Origin of the sequence: Ruminiclostridium herbifermentans, from assembly GCF_005473905.2 — a bacterium.
Taxonomy (GTDB): domain Bacteria; phylum Bacillota; class Clostridia; order Acetivibrionales; family DSM-1351; genus Ruminiclostridium; species Ruminiclostridium herbifermentans.
Genome location: NZ_CP061336.1, coordinates 169,752 through 187,690, shown reverse-complemented (window position 1 = coordinate 187,690; position 17,939 = coordinate 169,752). Strand labels below are relative to the sequence as shown.

Below are 17,939 nucleotides of genomic sequence, written 5' to 3'. Positions count from 1 at the left end.
AATCAACCCTCCCAAGCTAAACTTTTCGGATTTTAGTTATTTGAAAATACACAAGATTTGTACATACTATGGTTTCCAGTTAAACCCTTTCCTCCAATTTAGGCTATAATCATAATGCACGCTAACACCTTAGAAATTAATTTACTGAATGCAAAGCGGCTTTCTTTCCTTTTTTCCTTTGAAATTGTACTAGATATGATATTTTGAATTGATTTGAGAAACTTTTCATCAATTGATTTCTGAAAACTCAAAGCTTCTCCAAAAAAACTATACACCCATTTTATATAAACCTTTTGTTCATATGGAACCTCAAAAGCCTTGGCATATGCAATCAATTCTTGCAGTTCATTGGGTACGTCACTAGTCAATAGTATGCCTTGCAAAATACTACGTGGACTTAATTCCCCTGTGCAAAATTTATTAATTATGAAGGATGTCCTTGAAATACATGTCCTAGCCAATTCACCTGACTTCATTACTTGATTAATTTCAGATAAGTTAAACGGATTCATATCAGAAACTATGTAAATATGATTTGAATACTGTTCTAGAGCCTTTAAGAATGTTATGTCAACATCTATAATTATATATGAAAAGCTTTGTTGAAGCTGCCCCAGCTGTCTATGTAGTATTAAATTGTCACAAATTATATTTTCTTTTAGGTGGTTGAAATTGATATAATACAAATTTGAATTTACTTTAGATAAGTTATTAGAATGTCTTTTCTCTTTATTATTTGAACTGCTTGTATTTTTTTGATATATACTATCTCCAAGTCTTGCTGATGTGCTCAAATCAACTACACATACTCGTGTTGGTCCCCTTGCCAAACACTCAGCCATGGCAGCTGTTATTGTTGAAACTCCTGTTCCTCTGGCTCCTGTTACTAATATAATTTTTGTAAAATCTAATATCCCTTTTGCTTCTAGTACATGGTTTTCATTAAAAGCATAATATCGTAAGCTGTATTCCCTTAGGTCCTTCATTAAAGTTCCTGCACTCTTGTATCTTAATTTAGGATTGGGATTAATACATTTTCTCAATATTTCATATAATCCAGAAGATATTTTATGTGCATAGCTTTCATTCTGAAAATCGTTTATTGAAGTCAGCGGATCTAAACCTGTTAATAATTGAATTATTGTTATTCCCAAAGCATAAATATCACTTGATTTACTTATGCCATTTCCAATAAATTGTTCTGGTGCCGCATATCCCTTAGTTCCAATAAAAGCAGTTTCATATACTGTTTCCCTGCCAAAACCTATCTGTTTATCACTTATTTGTTTTTCATATTCCATCATATTATCTGAAACAAGGCACATTCTAGCTTTATCCTGTGTACTATTATCACGAAGCTTCCCTATTGCCTTACTATTACTTATGTCTTTATCTAAAAGATCCTCCCCTTTACCTGTATCATTATTATGATAATCTTCAATGTTAATAAATGAAGCCTTTTCAGTCTGAGTTCCTATAAGACTTTCTGCTTTTTCCGGAATCAATGCCGATATTCCAAAATCAACTATTTTTACAAAGCCTTCTTTTGTCAAAATTATGTTATGGGGCTTCATGTCTCCATATATAATAGCATATGGGCTTTGCGAATGAATGTATTCCAGAACACTGCAAAGCTGTATAGCCCAATCAAGGACAACTGGCTCATCAAATTTCCCGTTCTCATCTAGTGCCTGCTTTAAACATACACCTTCAATATAATCCTCCACAATATAAATCTTATCTTCATCCTCATACAAGTCACAAATTCTAGGTAATGCTGGATGATTCAACCGTTTCAAAATTTCCGGTTCATTGTACCCGTTTATAGCAGCCTCTTTGCCTTTTGTAATTTCTTTAACAGCCCAAAAATTACCTAAAACAGTGTTCTGAGCAAGAAATACCTCACCACAGCCTCCATGTCCTAAAGACCTTATGTATTTATATTTTGAGTGAAAAGAATCCTGCACAGTTAGTATCCTCCATTGATTATTTTAGAAAAGTTAAAACTTAGACAATGAAATAATGTTTAAGATACAATAACATCTACTTTGAAATATTAGAATAATAACCTATAGAAATTTAGAAATTGGTTGAATTTTGAATACCATCAAAAAATAAAAATCTTAAAAAGAAATGACTGCAATAAAAATATTGTCAGTAAAATAAATTATAATCCTTTTTATTTAATATTGCAATAACAATTTCTTATTTTTACAAAATTTTCTTTGTGCTTTTTAAACCCCCTCAAGATTGAAGTTTGGGATATATTGTGAGTCTGCGGACTGTCTTTCCTGGACATACCCTTCTTCAAGTCCTAATTTATATAAGTGATTTACTACCTTTTCGTATTCATGCTTTGTTATTGGTCTGTTAATTTCTGGGTGCTTATCGGCTTCATAATACGGTGTATACTGGCTCATTAAAGATATATATACACTTTTGGGCAAATTCTCACTAATCCAATCCAAAATTTTTATACTTTCTTTTGTATGGCCTGGTAGTATCAGATGCCTTATAATCATGCCACGCTTAATTAGCCCAGTTTCGTCAAATACTGGACTTCCTACCTGTCTATACATCTCTAATATAGCCTTCTTGCTCACCTCAGGATAATTACTCGCTTTGGAGTAATTGAAAGCAGTGGTTTCATAATAATATTTTAAATCCGGGAGGTATACATCAATTAATCCCTCCATTGATTTTAAAGTTTCTACTGACTCATATCCATTCGTATTATATACCACTGGTACGTTCATCTTTCCACTATCCCTTAACTCAATTAAGGCCTGTTTTATTGCTGCAGTATAGTGAGATGGATTTACAAGGTTTATATTGTGAGCGCCTTTATCTATCAGTTCAATAAATATTTGTTGGAGCCTTTCAATAGATATAACCTTACCATAATTCTTCTGACTGATATCAAAATTCTGACAATAAATACATTTTAGATTACACCCTGAAAAGAATACAGTTCCTGATCCTGCCGTTCCGCTGATACAAGGCTCCTCCCACATATGTAAAAAAGCCTTAGCTACTTTTGGCTTCTCTGGTACGCCGCAAAACCCTAAATTTGTATTTCTATTGACACCACATTGTCTTGGGCACTGGTTACAAATCTGAATCATTAATATACTCTCCTATATGTTTTTAATACTTAGCTTCAAATTAAACCTATTATTCCTATCGGTACAAAAAATTTGATCTGTTCTTAAGTAAATTTGTATGGAAGTACCCAAATCAGTACTACATTTTTACTCTGCAAGCTTCATAAATTAATAAGCGCAACGCCATAATTTTTTTAATTACAAACAATTATATCCTTAACTAAGCCTCTTTACTATACTCAAAATACTGGTTTAATACTTGCTCCGTCTCCTAGCTAAAAGTTATTGGCATTTATACATATCAATGAAGAGTTGTTACAAATAATAGATTTTATGTGTGAAAGCAGTTAATAATCATTATGTGAATCAATAATATAAAATTTATACATGCACATTCTGGTAAATCTAGAGATTATATTTACTTTCCCTACAAATAAAAATATAATAATTCTTGAGAATACAATAGTCAACAACTATGGAGGAAATTCTGATGCAGCTTAATCCCGTTGCTTACGCAGAACGTAAAAGCATATTACCTAAAAATATATTTTTAGCATCTATATACATCATCATACTGATTATTATAATAACAGCTATAATATCATTTGTCTCTGCCTATAGGATAACTCATCCAAGTAAATTAGAGACACCACAGATTAGCTCTAATATTGCACCAAACTATAAAAACATCAGCTTCTATACTGGTGATGCAGAAGAAAAAATTAACGGTTGGTATTTCCCTTCAGGCACTTCAAAAACTTCTGTTTTATTGGTGCATGGATATGGTAAAAATAGACTTCAATTTGATGAAGATACCTTCAAATTGATTTCTCGTTTAACAAATGAAGGTTTGAACGTACTAACAATTGATTTGAGAGGTTCTGGCAACTCCGCAGGTTCTATGTCAACTTTCGGTAGAAATGAGACTCAAGATGTTTTAAGTTCAATAAAGTATTTGAAACAGCAGGGGACTGATAAAATAATACTTATAGGCTTTTCAACAGGTGCCTCATCCTGTCTTTCAGCTGCAGCTGAAAGCCCTTATAAAGATAGTATTATAGGGGTAATAGGTGATAGCCCATATTCCATTGTTGATAACTATATAGATTATGCTATTAATTCAAGCAGTATTATATCTGATACACCTGCTAGACATGCAGTTGATTTTTTTATTAAAAAGCTTACTAAAGTATCAAATGACATGGATATAATTCCTAAATTGCCATTATTAACCCAAATACCCTTACTATTAATCGATGGTTTTCAACAAGATATCCCAGCTTCAGATAATACAAGGCTGTTATACGAAATGTACTACAGGAAAAATCCCGCAAACGCCAATTATTGGAACTCAGGAGCGCCAGAATATTGCCAGAGTTTTTCACATAACCCCGAAAAATATATGGATAAAGTTGCAGAGTTTATTCGTGTATGTATCAAAGATTCTAATAGAAAGAAATAAAAGCTTAAAAACCTCCAAACATATATAATCTTTTTGTTTGGAGGTTTAAATATTATATCAATTGTCCTTATTCACTATTTCCTTTTATTCATTCAATTTCTTTCTATTTCTTTTTGTCAATAAAATAGGATGGCTTATCTAATTTTGCAGCTACATTATAACCATTATTGACCATTTTATGACGCTTTACTTTCCTTATTTCACTTGCTAGATTGTCAAGTACAGCTTGAACTTTATTTTTATTTTCAATTTCAAGGGCTTGTATTTGCCTAGTAGCATTTGTTATATCGGTAATAATTTGCTTTAATTCTGCTGCTCCATTAAACTGAACCATGTCTATTTCATCTATGCTTTGGACTCCTAATACTGACTTTAATCTTCCGAAATATACTTCAAATGCCTCATCAAGTTCACCAATTAGGTCTATTTGCTGCTGCTTCAAATCTATAAGTTTGTTAAGTTTTTCAGCACTGTCTTCGTTAATAATGGCAGATTGCATCCTTGTTAAATCCAATATTTCTTTTATAATATTCAGTTTTTTACTAGATACATCTATAAGCTTTTGTATATATTGTTCTGGCACTATATTACTTCCTTTCTATAACGGCTATATAGGGGCAATTAATATATTCGTATATAATCCTTACTGAAAAACACACCTCACAAGTCCTAATTAGTCTGTGAGGTGCTATATAATATTTATTAATGCGTAATTGGCATATCAAATTGGTCTATTTAGCTATTTTCTCTGTTACTGGTATAGAACGCTTAGCTATTTTCATTGCCTGAGCCCAAGTATCTCTTAATTCTTTAGAATACCCAAGAATTTCAACTACTATGCTTACATCTTTTTTAAGATTAGCTTCAATAAGCCTTCTATACATATAGTCATATAAACTATCCAAGCCCTCTGACACCTCATAATTCATGTCTAACGTAGCTTGAAATTCCTTTATTATGGCCTGAGCTCTTAAAATGCCATTATTTGCCTTTTCTATATTTTTTGTCTCAATAGCATTCTGCGCCTGCATAAGAAATTTAACTAATCCGTTATACAACATTAAAGTTAACTCCTCTGGCGTAGCTGTCATAATTGAATTCTCTTTATATTGATTGAAACCTTTATTTGTAACCATTAGCGTCCTCCTAAGTATCTTTAATCACCCTATGCCTACACATCATTTAAATATGATTCAAACAATATCTGGCACAGGTTAAAATACTCCATTAATTATTGTTTTCAACTTTCAAATATGATTAAATACTATGAATAATTATTTACCATTACCTAGCATTGAAAGTAAGTAGTTCTGCTGTTCATTGAGTTTACTGAGTGCTGATTCCATAGCAGTAAACTTGGCATATAAAGCATCTTCCTTATAATTGAGTCTACTATTCATTTCGTCTATCATCTCTTGAAAGCCCATCATTTCCTTAAACAATGAATTTGTAAACTCAGAACGATCACCCGATATACCAGCTTTTTCTAGCAATGTTCCTTTATATCCATTCTTATCTGTACTAGTTCTAATTGCATTCTGAATTATATCAGAAATTCTCTGAGCTAGTCCCGATTCCTTATATCTTTGACTCTTAGCTGATTGACTATCTAATGATTCATAATAAGTGATTTCAGAGGATTTTGTAAATAAAGTTTTTATCTCTTCAGATTTATTTATAATAGCATCTTTCAGCTTTTCTTCATTTATTTCCAACTTACCATTTTTCTTGTAATCTGAAGATGTAGTTATACCTATCGATGAAAGCGAAATACCAGCACCTTCAACAGAAGAATATAAAACATTTCTAAGGTCTGCGAGAATACCAGTTAAAATACTATCATTTTTGAGCAAACCAGACTTAGCTTTTTCTTCCCACTTTTCTATCTGCTCTTTTGTCATCTGAGATTTTTGCTCTTCTGTTAACGGAGAATAATTACGATATTTTTCCTCAGTCAGCTTGTTATTAATTTTCTCAATTAACTCATTATACTTGTCTACAAAACCTTTAAGATATTCAAAAGTCTTTGTAGCGTCCGCAGTTATTGTTGCTTCTATAGGTTCTGTAACTTTACCAGTAATTGCGTCTGTTCCTGCCGTAAAGTCCTGCTTAATATTATATGTTATACCATCATAGGTAAATGAATTTGATGACCTTACAATCTTTGTTCCATCACTAAAAGTAACACTTGCATCTGTTCCAGCACTAGAGCCAGTTATTCCCAATGCTGACATAAAATTACCTATAGAGTCTGTTATTTCAACTTTTTCCATTGCGCCAGTTCCATTGGATTTAATTGAAAAACTATTTTTTGTAACATCATATTTCATTGTAACATTTAATTTTGTGTTTGTATTTACTTCGTTCATAATATCTTTAATTGACTTCTGAGACAAATCAAATGTAAAACTAATACCATTAATTGTAAATGCTATGGTATTATTTGCTCCAGTTGTAAGTGTAGTTCCCAACGAATTGGTTAAATCTGTTACTTTCGCTGACAAATCAATCTTATTTGAGAGATTAGACGAGTCTAGTCCAAGAACAGATAAAGCAGGACTATCTGTACTGATACTAAAGGTGTCTGTTGGTCTGACTGCTGAAAATTTGATACCGTCAGCTGTCGAATTCAACTCTACATTAATTTTATCTGCACCAAAAGCATTATTAATTTCCTGTTGAAGTGCTTCTTTAAGGTCATTAACAGAAGTAATGCTTCCATCAGTTGGAATACTAATAAAATTAGACATTCCATTTACAGTAATAAAAATCTTATTATCGCCTATCATATTTGTGAGATCGGAAAGATTTATTGTCCCACTTTCAATATCCTTACTAACATTCCCACCTGTCAATGTTGCTGAAGTAGCAGTTTTTAACTCAGTAATGGAATATTTCCCAGCTTGCGCACCTGATACCCCAGTTAAAGTTACGTAATTTGTTGAAGCAGCATTACTGTACGATGTCGCAAAACTTGCGAAGGAATTGGTAGATTTCAAGTTCAAAGGTGATGTGGTATCAAAATAAGTACTGTAGAAACTCTGTAAAGAAGCTGTTATTTCCCTATAAGCCTCAGTCTGCCACTCACCAATTTGTACTTTTGCTTCAATCTTATCAATTTTTGCTCTCTCAGCAGCTAACATTTGCTTTACCACAGTATCAGTATCCATACCTGATACTAAACCTGATAGTCTGAGAGTGTTGCTTGATACATTATTTATACTAGACATAATTGTCACCTTCTTTCATCAACTAATATTCCGGCCATTTCACAAATTTTTGCTACCATATCTAAAATTTTCTCATTTGGTATCTCTTTAATAAGTTCATCAGTGTCAGAATCATAGACTTTTACCATTATTTGATTGGTTTCCTCATGAATTGAGAATTCAAATCTTCTGTTACCACCCTGAATAGCTTTATTTGCCTTTTCTATTGCCTCAATTACAACCCTCTCGGATACCGGCATATTTTCCATATCATATTCACTTAACTGTGAAATATTCTTATTGCAAGTCCTAGACCAATCTCTATCATTCTTTACACTGTTGTTGCTGGTACTAGAAGCATTTGTTTTATTAATTGAGGATCTATTATTTCCATTGTTATTATTTATATTGACATTAGTATCATTTGCTGTTATTTTCATACGACACCTCCTTGAACTCTTCTAATAACATTATCGGAAATTCAGTGGCAAGTGTTTAGTATTATTTGGTGCAATCTATTTAAAATTATTATAGCTGCTGTTAAAGCTATAAATTAATGAATTAAGCCTATTTAATAATAAATAATTGGTTATTTGCAAATATTTACAGTCTATTTTTTTGTAAAATACTCCTTGTAGTTTCTATTACATAATCTATTTCACTCTGTTCTAGCTTCGCAAATAGTGGTAATGTAATAATTCTTTCATATAGAGCCTCTGCTTTTGGACATAAACCTTTTTTATATCCTAATTTCTGATAATATGGATTATAGTAAACAGGGATATAATGTACATTTGCTCTTATTCCACGCTCTTGAAGCATATTAAAGAACTCTTTTCTTCCAATGATTAATTTTTCAGTATCCAACTGTACTACATAAATATGCCAGGCAGAATTTCCATCAGGACTCTGATAAGGAATTATAATACCTTCCTCGTCTTGAAATGCATCACTATACTGCTTTGCAAATTCTCTTCTTAAATTTATAAATTTATCTAGCTTTTTTAGCTGACTAATTCCTAACGCTGCTTGAATATCTGTCAAACGGTAATTATAGCCTAAAAGCTGTTGTTCATAAAACCATGCGCCCTCGTGCCTATTTATGAGTTTATCTTCATCCCTTGTAATCCCATGGGACCTGAAAAAAATCAGCTTTTCATAAAACTCCTTGCTATTTGTTGTAACTGCCCCGCCCTCACCAGTAGTAATAGTTTTAACAGGATGAAAGCTAAAAGTTGTCATATCGGCAATACTTCCAACTTTTCTACCCTTATATGTTGCTCCTATAGAATGGGCAGCATCCTCAATAACAATTAAGTTATATTTTTTTGCAATTTCCATTATCCTATCTAGATCACAAGGTTGTCCAGTATAATCTACAGGTATTATTGCTTTAGTGTTTGGTGTAACCTTATTTACTATCTCTGAAGGGTCTATATTGTATGTATCACTGCATATATCAGCGAATACAGGGCGTGCTCCAACATATAAGGCACAGTTAGCTGATGCTGCAAATGTTATAGGAGTAGTTATAACCTCATCCCCTTCTCCTATACCTGCTGCATAGCATGCTGCATGAAGTGCCGCAGTACCATTTGAAAATGCAACTGCATATTTTGCACCTGTATATTCTTCAAGTCTTTCTTCAAATTCTGAAACCTTTGGTCCTGTAGTTAAAAAATCACTCTTTAAGACATTAACCACAGCTTGTATGTCTTCATCATCTATCCATTGCTTTCCATATGGAATTGATTTATTCATATTTTATCCATTCCTTCCTCTTCGCTCAAGGCGATTACCTAGATTTCTCTTTTGATACGTTGCTCTCTATACTAATAAGTTGTGATTCACTATATTTGAATTTAAAAGACAATTTCTTTTAGCTGAATAACTATTGTCCCATAGTTTGTGATTAAAAATAACCTCTCATAGAGGCTAGAAATAGTTCCAAACCCGAACCACTCTCAAAGCCTGTTACAACATAATCCGTATAAAACCCATTCTTATAAAACAATATCTTATACCCTAAATTAAAAAATAAATAAATACTTAGTCAATAATACTTACTATCTCACTAGCAATTCGCGATGCTCCTCTACCGTCAACAAGTTCCTGCATTCTTTGTGAATAGCGCTTTCTAAGTCCATAATCCATAATTAAATCATACACTCTTTGCATCACATTGTATTTCTCTATTTCATAATGCCATCCAAGTTGTTGAATATAACCTTCACTTGACAGCATGTCCACTATACCTTGTTGATTGTCTGCCATTATAAAAGCCATTGTAGGTGTACCACAACTGCATAGTTCATATAATGTACTGCCTCCGGAGGATATTGCTATATCAGAACGTAGCATTACCTCTGAAAGACATTTGTAATCTATATACAATACTATATTTGAGTTATTATTTGCTATCTTTTCAATTTTGTCTTTATAAATGAAACCAGAATTGACAATTACATTGTATCTGAAATCCGAAGTTTTATTATCTGCAAGCAATAATTCTAAAAACTTTCCTGTAATATTATATGGATCTGCTCCACCTGTTGTTATCATAATTTCAGGCACTTTACTTTTATTGTAATTTCCCTCTAGCTGAGAATAATCAATTAAGTCATTAGCATCAGCCTTATGTCTAACAGATTGTACCGGTATCTCTCTGCCATTTAAACTCTGTGGCATGTACTGCCAACCTGATAAATATCTAGTCTTTCTTTCATGGACATCTCTAAACTCACTGCGAAGTGGTGTATAATTGGTACCCAACAGCAGCTTCTGCCCAGCAAAACATTGTTTATATCCTAATAATTTGGCATTTATATTACCATTTATAATTATATCTGCTGGACAATCAAACAAGTTCAAATCATCAATAAAGGCTAATTTTATACCTAAAGTTTTTATATTAATAAAATAATCTGATGACAAATTGTATTTATCAATTAATATTAAATCACAGCCTTGCTGCTTAATTATCGCACAAGTTGCAAGGATGTCTTCCTTTAGTTCTTCTATACTTCCGTAATTAAAACCAGAATTTGTTTTCTCATTTTCTTTTTCACAGTTTTGGCCTTGAGTCTCATCTGTCTTTATAACAATCTCAAATGCCTCAAAGCCCATTGCTTTTATCCTATCTAATCCCTGCTTGTATCTGCATAAAAAATATATTCTACATCCCAAAATCTTTAGCTGCTCTGCTATTGCAAGGCATCTCATTATATGCCCCATCCCTACCGCAGGCCCGCCATCTGCTCTAATTGCTATATTATACATGCTCGTCCTCTTTTAATGAAATTATGAAACTCTGTTCAGTCATTAAATCTTACCTTACGCTTCTCACTATTTCAAATGCTTCAGCATACTCAGTCCCAACTACAGTTCCCCACCTAGCTGCAATTATTCTTAGTGCCTCCAATGATCTTGGATGAGGATATTCTTTAATTTCAGTGATATAGCAACTCATTGCATCTAGCTTATACTTAATAGTTTGTGTAATATCTATAAACAAGTTTGGTTTAAAATAGCTTTCTGAATTTTTAAAATTCCATTCTGTTGAGGAAGGTGTTTCAAAACAAATAATATTTTTTGTAACATAATTTCCTACTGGTCTGCAGCAGGTTGTAACCGCTTCAAATGTTATTCTATGGTCAATATTTAAGTCACTATAATGATGTGTAAAAATAGTATCTGGCTTATACTTTTCAACTTGTTTTGTTACAATTTTAATTACATCTAATAAGTCTACACTATCAAAACGGTTATCAGGCAATTCACAAAATTCAACATTAGAATAGCCGACAATATTTGCTGATTTTAAGGTATTATCCTTTAATTCCATAAGTTGATTTTTAGGAGTATCAATTCGACTATCTTTTCTTGAAGTCAGTCCCTCTCCTAATATTACACAGCTAATATTATAATTATCATTAACTAATTTTCTAATTGTTCCACCCAATCCCAGTATTTCATCATCAGGATGGGCTGCAATCACTAAAACATTTTTATTACTTTCTGTATCAATTGACATCATGTACCACTCTCTTCTTTAGTTATTTCAACTGCAGCAGTTATTTTATTATCATTAAAATAAGCTTTATTAAACCTTAATTTATAATTTCCAAACTGAATAAATGCATTAGGATATCCTTCTGCATCAAGCATTCTAATATAATCATATATTTTTTCAATTGAAAATGATGGTAAAATTTCCCCATCCTTTGGCTTCAGTCTAGAAAACTCTACAATTTCACCAGTTTGCTTATATGGAATTGGCTTATTTTTTAAAATAAACGGTATCATTCTCTTAAATATTATGTCACTTGCTCTCTTATAAATATCTTGTGCACTTCCATCAAGACTCAAATCTTCTTTTATATAAATATCACCTACATCTAGACCTTCTTCAACTTTTATAGCAGAAATTTTAGTCTCTTTGTAGCCATTAACTATTAAGTTTTGTAAAGGACTCCCTCCCCTGCCAAAAGGCAAGTCAGTCATATGAAATACAATACAATTGAAATTACTAAAAATCTCCTTAGGAATAATCCATGACCAGTGTGGAAAAAAAATATAGTCTGGGTTATATTCTTTTAAAGAAGTAAAGTCTAATTGTTCTTTTTGGGTGATAATATGCACGTTAATATCTTCTGATGAAATATTTTGTTTTAGAATTTTTGCATTTTCAATATTCCAACTTTTTATTGTAGCAATAATTATTTTCATATTATACTCCCTGTTAAATGGTAATATATATTTACAAATAAAGTGTGAAATTTAATATCCTTTTAAAAGTTAACTTTATAAAAACTATAAACTCAGAAATACTCAAATATTTCTCAAAACTACGTGAATATTATTAATTACCAAGACTTAGTCATATATTAGTTATGGTTTTATTCCATTCTTCTTTTAATAATGACATTTCTATAACATCGTTAAACTGATTATTCTTATATATATCCTGTCTTAGTATCCCATCGAGTTTAAATCCTACTTTATTGTATAATTTTAAAGCACTTTCATTATATTTAAACACTTTTAGAATAATTTTGTTCAATGCCAAATTCTCAAATGCAAAATCCAAAATAAGTCTAAGGGCCTCTTCTCCAAATCCTTTTCCTCTATACTCTTTTTCCCCAAGAATAATTGATAACTCCGCTTTTAGATTACGCATATCAATATCTGTCAATCCAACAGTACCAATAGCTACATTATCGTCTAAAGTATATATAACAAATTCTTTTCTAGAATCAGAATTTTTATATACCTCAAACCATCTTCTCTGACTATCCAATGTTAAAATATCATTGCTAAAGAGATTGATTGATACATCTGGATCATTTCGCCACTTAACAACAAATTTATCATGTATAGAATCTAAAGGCACTATCTTTATCCTTCTACTCTCCAATATAACACCAACTCCAGTTTTTTTATATCTAACTAATACGTATCCTTAAAACTTTAATATATGTTTTTCGTTAAGAGGTGTTCCCATTTTTATATTTTCAGCAGCAGTTTTTCCAAGAACATCAGGATAATATCTGGGGTGCATGCCATAAGCTGGCCTTATAACTCTTATATTCTCTTCTGTAAACTGTTCACCCGCATATATATCCTTAACAACAAATATAGATCTTCTAAATATTTTATTTTCAGCTTCTTGTTCAGAAACACTATAAGCAACTTTTCCTATTGCTCTTTCAGTATCTCTAATATCACGAACCATAGCAGAAAATTCTTCCTTTTCCATTGAAAACGAAGAATCAGGATTTTTTATTTCTCGGCTTATGCATATATGCTTTTCAATTATTTTAGCCCCTAATGCTACTGCAGTAACTGCTGCAATAGAGCCCATAGAGTGATCTGACAAACCTATAGGAATCCCAAACTTCTCTCTCATATCGGCTATTGAAGCCAAGTTCATGTTATCTGGTATTGCTGGATATGCACTTGAGCATTTTAACAAGCAAATATCCTTACAGCCGCTTGTTCTAGCTGCCTCTACAGCCTCCTCAATTTCCTCAAATGAGGCCATTCCTGTTGATATTATCATGGGTTTACCTTTTGAAGCCACATATTTTATAAGTGGTATATCAACGATTTCAAAAGAAGCTATCTTATAAAAGTCTACTCCTATGCTCTCTAGAAAATCAACCGAGGATTTATCAAAAGGAGTAGATAAAAAATCTATACCAATCTTTTCAGCTTCTTTTATTAATATAGGCTGCCAGTCCCAAGGAGTATATGCTTTACCATATAAACTATATAGAGTTTCACCTCTCCAAGTTCCGGTATCAATTTTAAAGTACTTATTATCACAATTGATAGTCATAGTGTCCGGAGTATATGTCTGAATTTTTATGCAGTCAGCTCCTGCATCCTTTGCTGCATGTATTATCTCTATAGCCCTATTTATATCTCCTGCATGATTTGCAGACATTTCGGCTATAATATAACATGGCTGTGAATCTCCTATAAATTTATTCTTAATTTTAATAGTGTTTTTTTTACCTACTGAACTCATAATTGACCATCCTGTAAAAGACTTTTTTCATAGCCTTCATTTCTTTTGAACTTGATATTTTTAATAAATATTTCAGGCTTACTCTTATATAACATGAGTATATCTTTCATATTAAAGAAACTATCTTTTTTATATAATTCATTATACACATTATTAATAACTTCAAAATCTTCCTTCTCATCTAAAGTCCATCTCAAATCTGAGTAATCCAATTCATTTTCAACATTTTGAGTTTTAAATAATTCTGGATGTTTATATAAAAATGGAGTAACATGCTCTCTTTCACTTTTTAATTTAGCATTTTCCCATGCCTTTTTCAGAGCCTTTACTGTAAAAACTTCAACATCAAGACCATCTGGGTATGTTGGTTTGATTGTATTAGATACATAATCACAATTTGAATTTTTTGCTGTCTCGACAACTAAATCAATTATCTCAGCATCAATAAAGGGACAGTCTGCAGTTATTCTTACAACATAATCCTCTTCTTTAGCCCCCGCCCACATAACTGCTTTATAAAACCTATCAAGTACATCATCTTCACTGCCTCTAAAACATTTTATATTATTCTTAATACAACACTGTTCAAGAGAATCATCACTAGAAGTATTACTAGTTGCCAGTATAACCTCATCAACTCTTTTAGCTAGCTGAACACGTTTTACCACATGTACAAGAACTGGCAATCCGCATATATCTAATAACACTTTTCCAGGCAGTCTGCTTGAATTCATTCTAGCCTGTATAATAGCATAAACCAAATATTATCACACCTTTCATATGCTATTTACTCACATCTTAAGCAAAGTTAAAGCTACGTCATTATATTCTCTATTTTATATTGCGTTTAAATACAGGATTAACTTTTCCACCCTTTAAAATTCCTGCAGTTGAATCCTTCTCAATGGCTCTTTGTATATCATCTAATGCTAATTCTGCTGCATTAAGGTATAACTCTATTTCCTTTTCAGAATGAGATAAATTTAAGTTATTTATACCAATCGACATAATCCCTTCTTGAATCATTCTTTGCTGGAAAATAGAATTGATGTCTAAATAGTCCAGACTTCCTTTACCTTCAAATTGAACTCCAGCATGAGGAGCTAGTCCCGAAGTAAACACTACATCAGAAACTTTCTTATCAGAAATAATATTATTTAAGCCATTAAGCATCTTATTTCCAAGCTTCCAAATTCCTTCATATACATTTGGTTTTTCTAATATCTTAATTGTCTCTAAAGCAGCTACAATTGACAACGTTTCTCCACCAAAAGTAGTCGATACAAAAACTCCCTCTTCAATTAATTCCATGATTTCTCTTTTTCCAGCAACTACAGAAATAGGCATTCCATTTCCCATTCCTTTACCCATTGCCACCATATCAGGAACCACATTGTATAACTCAGCTGCTCCCCCCAATGCATATCTAAATCCTGAAACCACCTCATCAAAAATAAGTACTGCACCATTTTTACTAGTTATTTCACGTATAGCTTGGAGATATCCTTCCTCTGGCCCATTGCCTTGAATTGGTTCAAGTATAACTGCAGCTATTTTATCTTTATATTCATCAAACAATTTTTTTAGTGAAGTAATATCATTATAATTAAAAGTCTTGGTTAAATCACAAATAGGTTTAGGTACACCTCTATTATTAGCAGTAGATCCTATTGACCAGTCATGCATACCATGATATCCAGATAAAGCTACTATATCACGTCCAGTATATGCTCGTGCAAGTCTGATTGCAGATGTAGTTGCATCTGAGCCGTTTTTTACAAATCTCACCATCTCAGCACAAGGAATTATTTGATTTAATTTTTCTGCAAGTTCTACTTCTACCTTTGTTGATTGAGAAAATGAAATACCTTTATTTAATTGATTAATAATTGCTTCATTTATTTGCTTATTATTGTAACCAACTGTTACTGGCCCTAATGCACAAATAAAATCTATAAATTCATTTCCATCAACGTCCCAAACCCTACAGCCTTCGCCTTTTTCTATAAATGAAGGAGAAATACCTTCACAAAAATATCGAAAAGATTTACTGTAAGTTTGAGCTCCTAAAGGTGTTACTTTTCTTGCACGTTTTAATAATTCTTCACTTTTAAAATATTTTAAAGTCAATATTATCACCCCATTATTTTAATAATAATTTACCACTTCACTTATTCCATAAAAAAGGCATTACTATTTCATCACTAATCTGCGTAAATTCCTTTGATATTTGTTTTATTGCAGATTTAGCTGCATCCTTAGAGAAAATCTCAATAAACTCCTTTAATTGATTTAAATTATCTATTCCAAAGACTAGATAATCAATTTTATCATTATTTTTAACAAAACTTACTGCGGCCTGTTTACGTGTCATATTATATGATTCACATAACTCCTCAAATCTTTTTACTTTTGGAATGGCTTCGGATAAATATGACGGTATCTCATTAACAGGCATAAGCAACAAGCCTTGTAAAAATGCACTTCTTGCATAGATTTTCTTATTATCTATTATTTCTGATTTAAAAAATCCCTCTTTATCTAGTCTCTGATCAAAAATATTATAGGGAATCTGTATTATATCCATTTCACGATATGAGAAAGTTTTTTTTGCTTCATTAGGCTTATATACTGATGCACCTATTTTTTTAACATAACCTTCTTTTTTTAACCTGTCTAAAACTGCTATAGCCTCTTCATTATCTAAAGCATTTGCATTGTGAAGCATGTAACCATCTAAGCAATCAATATTGAGTTTTCTTAAGCTATTAATAACACACTCTTTAGCTCTAATATACCAATTATTATTGGTTCCTTCTTTAAAAATATCTGGAGATATTTTTGAATTTATCTCAATTTTATATTGATTTATTTTTTTTTGTTTAATGAATTCACCTAAAACATCCTCTGCATCTCCATAAGCGGCTGCAGTATCAAAAGAAGAGATATTATTTTGATATGCATAGTCGAGTATCTCGATACAACTTGCTAAATTGGGCTTATCGTTTCCAGCTATACCGTATCTTAAACCAAACTGTACTGTCCCTAAACATAATTTCATATTAATACTACCCTCTGTCGTTGATTTTTTCCATGTGGATACAATCTATATATTTACCTTCAAAAAAGTACCTTTCTTTATCTACATAAACACTTTCATATCCATTCTTTTTAAAAGCATTTATTGACCCTAAATTATATTCATATGCCCCTGCAATTAACTTGTGCAAATTTAAATGGTTAAAAGCGTAATCGGTAACAAGCCTTATCGCTGATGTACCAATTCCCTTTCCCCAATAATTTTTATTGCCAATTATTATACCTACATCGGCATATCTGTGTATCCAATTAATTGAACCCAGCTTAATATTACCAATATGAATTTTTTCATCATTAGTAAATATACCAAATAAAATGTTATTTGCATTTGTCGAATTTTTAACAAACTGTTTTATAGATTCGGTAGTATGTTGAAAAAAACGGCTTTCCGTGTATTTTACAATTTCGTAGTCATTCATCCATGATACATAGGAGTCACTAACATCTTCTTCAGTTAAAATTTTTAGATATATTTTATCACTACATAAAATACTCATGCTTACACCTCTATTTGTGATAAAAGCCCAATTGTC

At 31.8% G+C, this 17,939-nt stretch carries 17 protein-coding genes; 1 reads left to right on the top strand and 16 read right to left on the bottom strand.

The window, feature by feature from the left end; translation table 11 throughout:
* Positions 1–98: 98 nt before the first annotated feature.
* Positions 99–1,967: a serine/threonine-protein kinase gene (locus EHE19_RS19645; RefSeq protein ID WP_244648301.1), complete on the bottom strand. Its 1,869-nt coding sequence runs from the start codon at positions 1,965–1,967 to the stop codon at positions 99–101.
* Positions 1,968–2,234: 267 nt separating this feature from the next.
* Entirely contained in the window at positions 2,235–3,125 is an 891-nt protein-coding gene (locus EHE19_RS00810) for a radical SAM protein (RefSeq protein WP_137697196.1), read from the bottom strand.
* A 469-nt stretch (positions 3,126–3,594) separates the two neighbouring features.
* Here EHE19_RS00810 and EHE19_RS00805 point away from each other — a divergent pair, with 469 nt between their 5' ends.
* The gene (locus EHE19_RS00805) at positions 3,595–4,566 is read left to right on the top strand and encodes an alpha/beta hydrolase (protein ID WP_137697195.1); all 972 of its coding nucleotides are present in this window, start codon (positions 3,595–3,597) and stop codon (positions 4,564–4,566) included.
* 103 nt (positions 4,567–4,669) lie between these two features.
* Here the strand turns inward: EHE19_RS00805 and flgN are convergent, their stop codons facing one another.
* The 14 genes from flgN to EHE19_RS00735 form a co-directional block, all read right to left on the bottom strand.
* Positions 4,670–5,149, bottom strand: a complete 480-nt coding sequence (flgN, locus tag EHE19_RS00800) for a flagellar export chaperone FlgN (protein ID WP_244648300.1) — start codon at positions 5,147–5,149, stop codon at positions 4,670–4,672.
* A gap of 148 nt (positions 5,150–5,297) precedes the next feature.
* Positions 5,298–5,702 (bottom strand): flagellar export chaperone FliS, encoded by a 405-nt coding sequence (fliS, locus tag EHE19_RS00795; RefSeq protein WP_137697193.1) that lies wholly within the window; start codon positions 5,700–5,702, stop codon positions 5,298–5,300.
* Between the two features lie 138 nt (positions 5,703–5,840).
* A complete protein-coding gene (gene fliD / locus EHE19_RS00790; protein ID WP_137697192.1) occupies positions 5,841–7,796 on the bottom strand; it encodes a flagellar filament capping protein FliD in 1,956 nt (651 codons plus the stop codon).
* Positions 7,797–7,801: 5 nt separating this feature from the next.
* On the bottom strand, positions 7,802–8,215 hold the full coding sequence (locus EHE19_RS00785; RefSeq protein WP_137697191.1) for a flagellar protein FlaG: 414 nt from the start codon (positions 8,213–8,215) through the stop codon (positions 7,802–7,804).
* A gap of 163 nt (positions 8,216–8,378) precedes the next feature.
* Entirely contained in the window at positions 8,379–9,536 is a 1,158-nt protein-coding gene (gene pseC / locus EHE19_RS00780; protein WP_137697190.1) for a UDP-4-amino-4,6-dideoxy-N-acetyl-beta-L-altrosamine transaminase, read from the bottom strand.
* A 288-nt stretch (positions 9,537–9,824) separates the two neighbouring features.
* Entirely contained in the window at positions 9,825–11,054 is a 1,230-nt protein-coding gene (locus tag EHE19_RS00775) for a PseG/SpsG family protein (RefSeq protein ID WP_137697189.1), read from the bottom strand.
* A 49-nt stretch (positions 11,055–11,103) separates the two neighbouring features.
* Positions 11,104–11,811: a PIG-L deacetylase family protein gene (locus tag EHE19_RS00770; RefSeq protein ID WP_244648299.1), complete on the bottom strand. Its 708-nt coding sequence runs from the start codon at positions 11,809–11,811 to the stop codon at positions 11,104–11,106.
* Positions 11,808–12,503 carry a formyl transferase gene (locus EHE19_RS00765; protein WP_137697188.1) on the bottom strand — a complete coding sequence of 232 codons (696 nt, stop codon included), beginning with the start codon at positions 12,501–12,503 and terminating at the stop codon, positions 11,808–11,810. The genes EHE19_RS00770 and EHE19_RS00765 overlap by 4 nt, the downstream gene beginning before the upstream one ends.
* A gap of 151 nt (positions 12,504–12,654) precedes the next feature.
* Entirely contained in the window at positions 12,655–13,191 is a 537-nt protein-coding gene (gene pseH / locus EHE19_RS00760) for a UDP-4-amino-4,6-dideoxy-N-acetyl-beta-L-altrosamine N-acetyltransferase (protein ID WP_171003545.1), read from the bottom strand.
* A gap of 45 nt (positions 13,192–13,236) precedes the next feature.
* Complete coding sequence (gene pseI, locus EHE19_RS00755) at positions 13,237–14,307, bottom strand: pseudaminic acid synthase (protein ID WP_137697186.1); 1,071 nt, start codon at positions 14,305–14,307, stop codon at positions 13,237–13,239.
* Entirely contained in the window at positions 14,304–15,068 is a 765-nt protein-coding gene (locus EHE19_RS00750; RefSeq protein ID WP_244648298.1) for a cytidylyltransferase domain-containing protein, read from the bottom strand. The genes pseI and EHE19_RS00750 overlap by 4 nt, the downstream gene beginning before the upstream one ends.
* 70 nt (positions 15,069–15,138) lie before the next feature.
* Positions 15,139–16,437 (bottom strand): aspartate aminotransferase family protein, encoded by a 1,299-nt coding sequence (locus tag EHE19_RS00745; RefSeq protein ID WP_171003544.1) that lies wholly within the window; start codon positions 16,435–16,437, stop codon positions 15,139–15,141.
* A gap of 37 nt (positions 16,438–16,474) precedes the next feature.
* Positions 16,475–17,368, bottom strand: a complete 894-nt coding sequence (locus tag EHE19_RS00740) for an aldo/keto reductase (RefSeq protein WP_137697184.1) — start codon at positions 17,366–17,368, stop codon at positions 16,475–16,477.
* Positions 17,369–17,375: 7 nt separating this feature from the next.
* On the bottom strand, positions 17,376–17,903 hold the full coding sequence (locus tag EHE19_RS00735) for a GNAT family N-acetyltransferase (protein WP_137697183.1): 528 nt from the start codon (positions 17,901–17,903) through the stop codon (positions 17,376–17,378).
* Between the last annotated feature and the right edge of the window lie 36 nt (positions 17,904–17,939).

Excerpts from the sequence above, each read along its gene's own strand:
- fliD (WP_137697192.1), bottom strand. The coding sequence starts at position 7,796 with ATGTCTAGTATAAATAATGTATCAAGCAACACTCTCAGACTATCAGGT.
- EHE19_RS00775 (WP_137697189.1), bottom strand. The coding sequence starts at position 11,054 with ATGTATAATATAGCAATTAGAGCAGATGGCGGGCCTGCGGTAGGGATG.
- EHE19_RS00805 (WP_137697195.1), top strand. The coding sequence starts at position 3,595 with ATGCAGCTTAATCCCGTTGCTTACGCAGAACGTAAAAGCATATTACCT.
- pseC (WP_137697190.1), bottom strand. The coding sequence starts at position 9,536 with ATGAATAAATCAATTCCATATGGAAAGCAATGGATAGATGATGAAGAC.
- pseI (WP_137697186.1), bottom strand. The coding sequence starts at position 14,307 with ATGAGTTCAGTAGGTAAAAAAAACACTATTAAAATTAAGAATAAATTT.
- EHE19_RS00735 (WP_137697183.1), bottom strand. The coding sequence starts at position 17,903 with ATGAGTATTTTATGTAGTGATAAAATATATCTAAAAATTTTAACTGAA.
- EHE19_RS00765 (WP_137697188.1), bottom strand. The coding sequence starts at position 12,503 with ATGAAAATAATTATTGCTACAATAAAAAGTTGGAATATTGAAAATGCA.
- EHE19_RS00770 (WP_244648299.1), bottom strand. The coding sequence starts at position 11,811 with ATGATGTCAATTGATACAGAAAGTAATAAAAATGTTTTAGTGATTGCA.
- EHE19_RS00810 (WP_137697196.1), bottom strand. The coding sequence starts at position 3,125 with ATGATTCAGATTTGTAACCAGTGCCCAAGACAATGTGGTGTCAATAGA.
- fliS (WP_137697193.1), bottom strand. The coding sequence starts at position 5,702 with ATGGTTACAAATAAAGGTTTCAATCAATATAAAGAGAATTCAATTATG.
- EHE19_RS00785 (WP_137697191.1), bottom strand. The coding sequence starts at position 8,215 with ATGAAAATAACAGCAAATGATACTAATGTCAATATAAATAATAACAAT.
- EHE19_RS00740 (WP_137697184.1), bottom strand. The coding sequence starts at position 17,368 with ATGAAATTATGTTTAGGGACAGTACAGTTTGGTTTAAGATACGGTATA.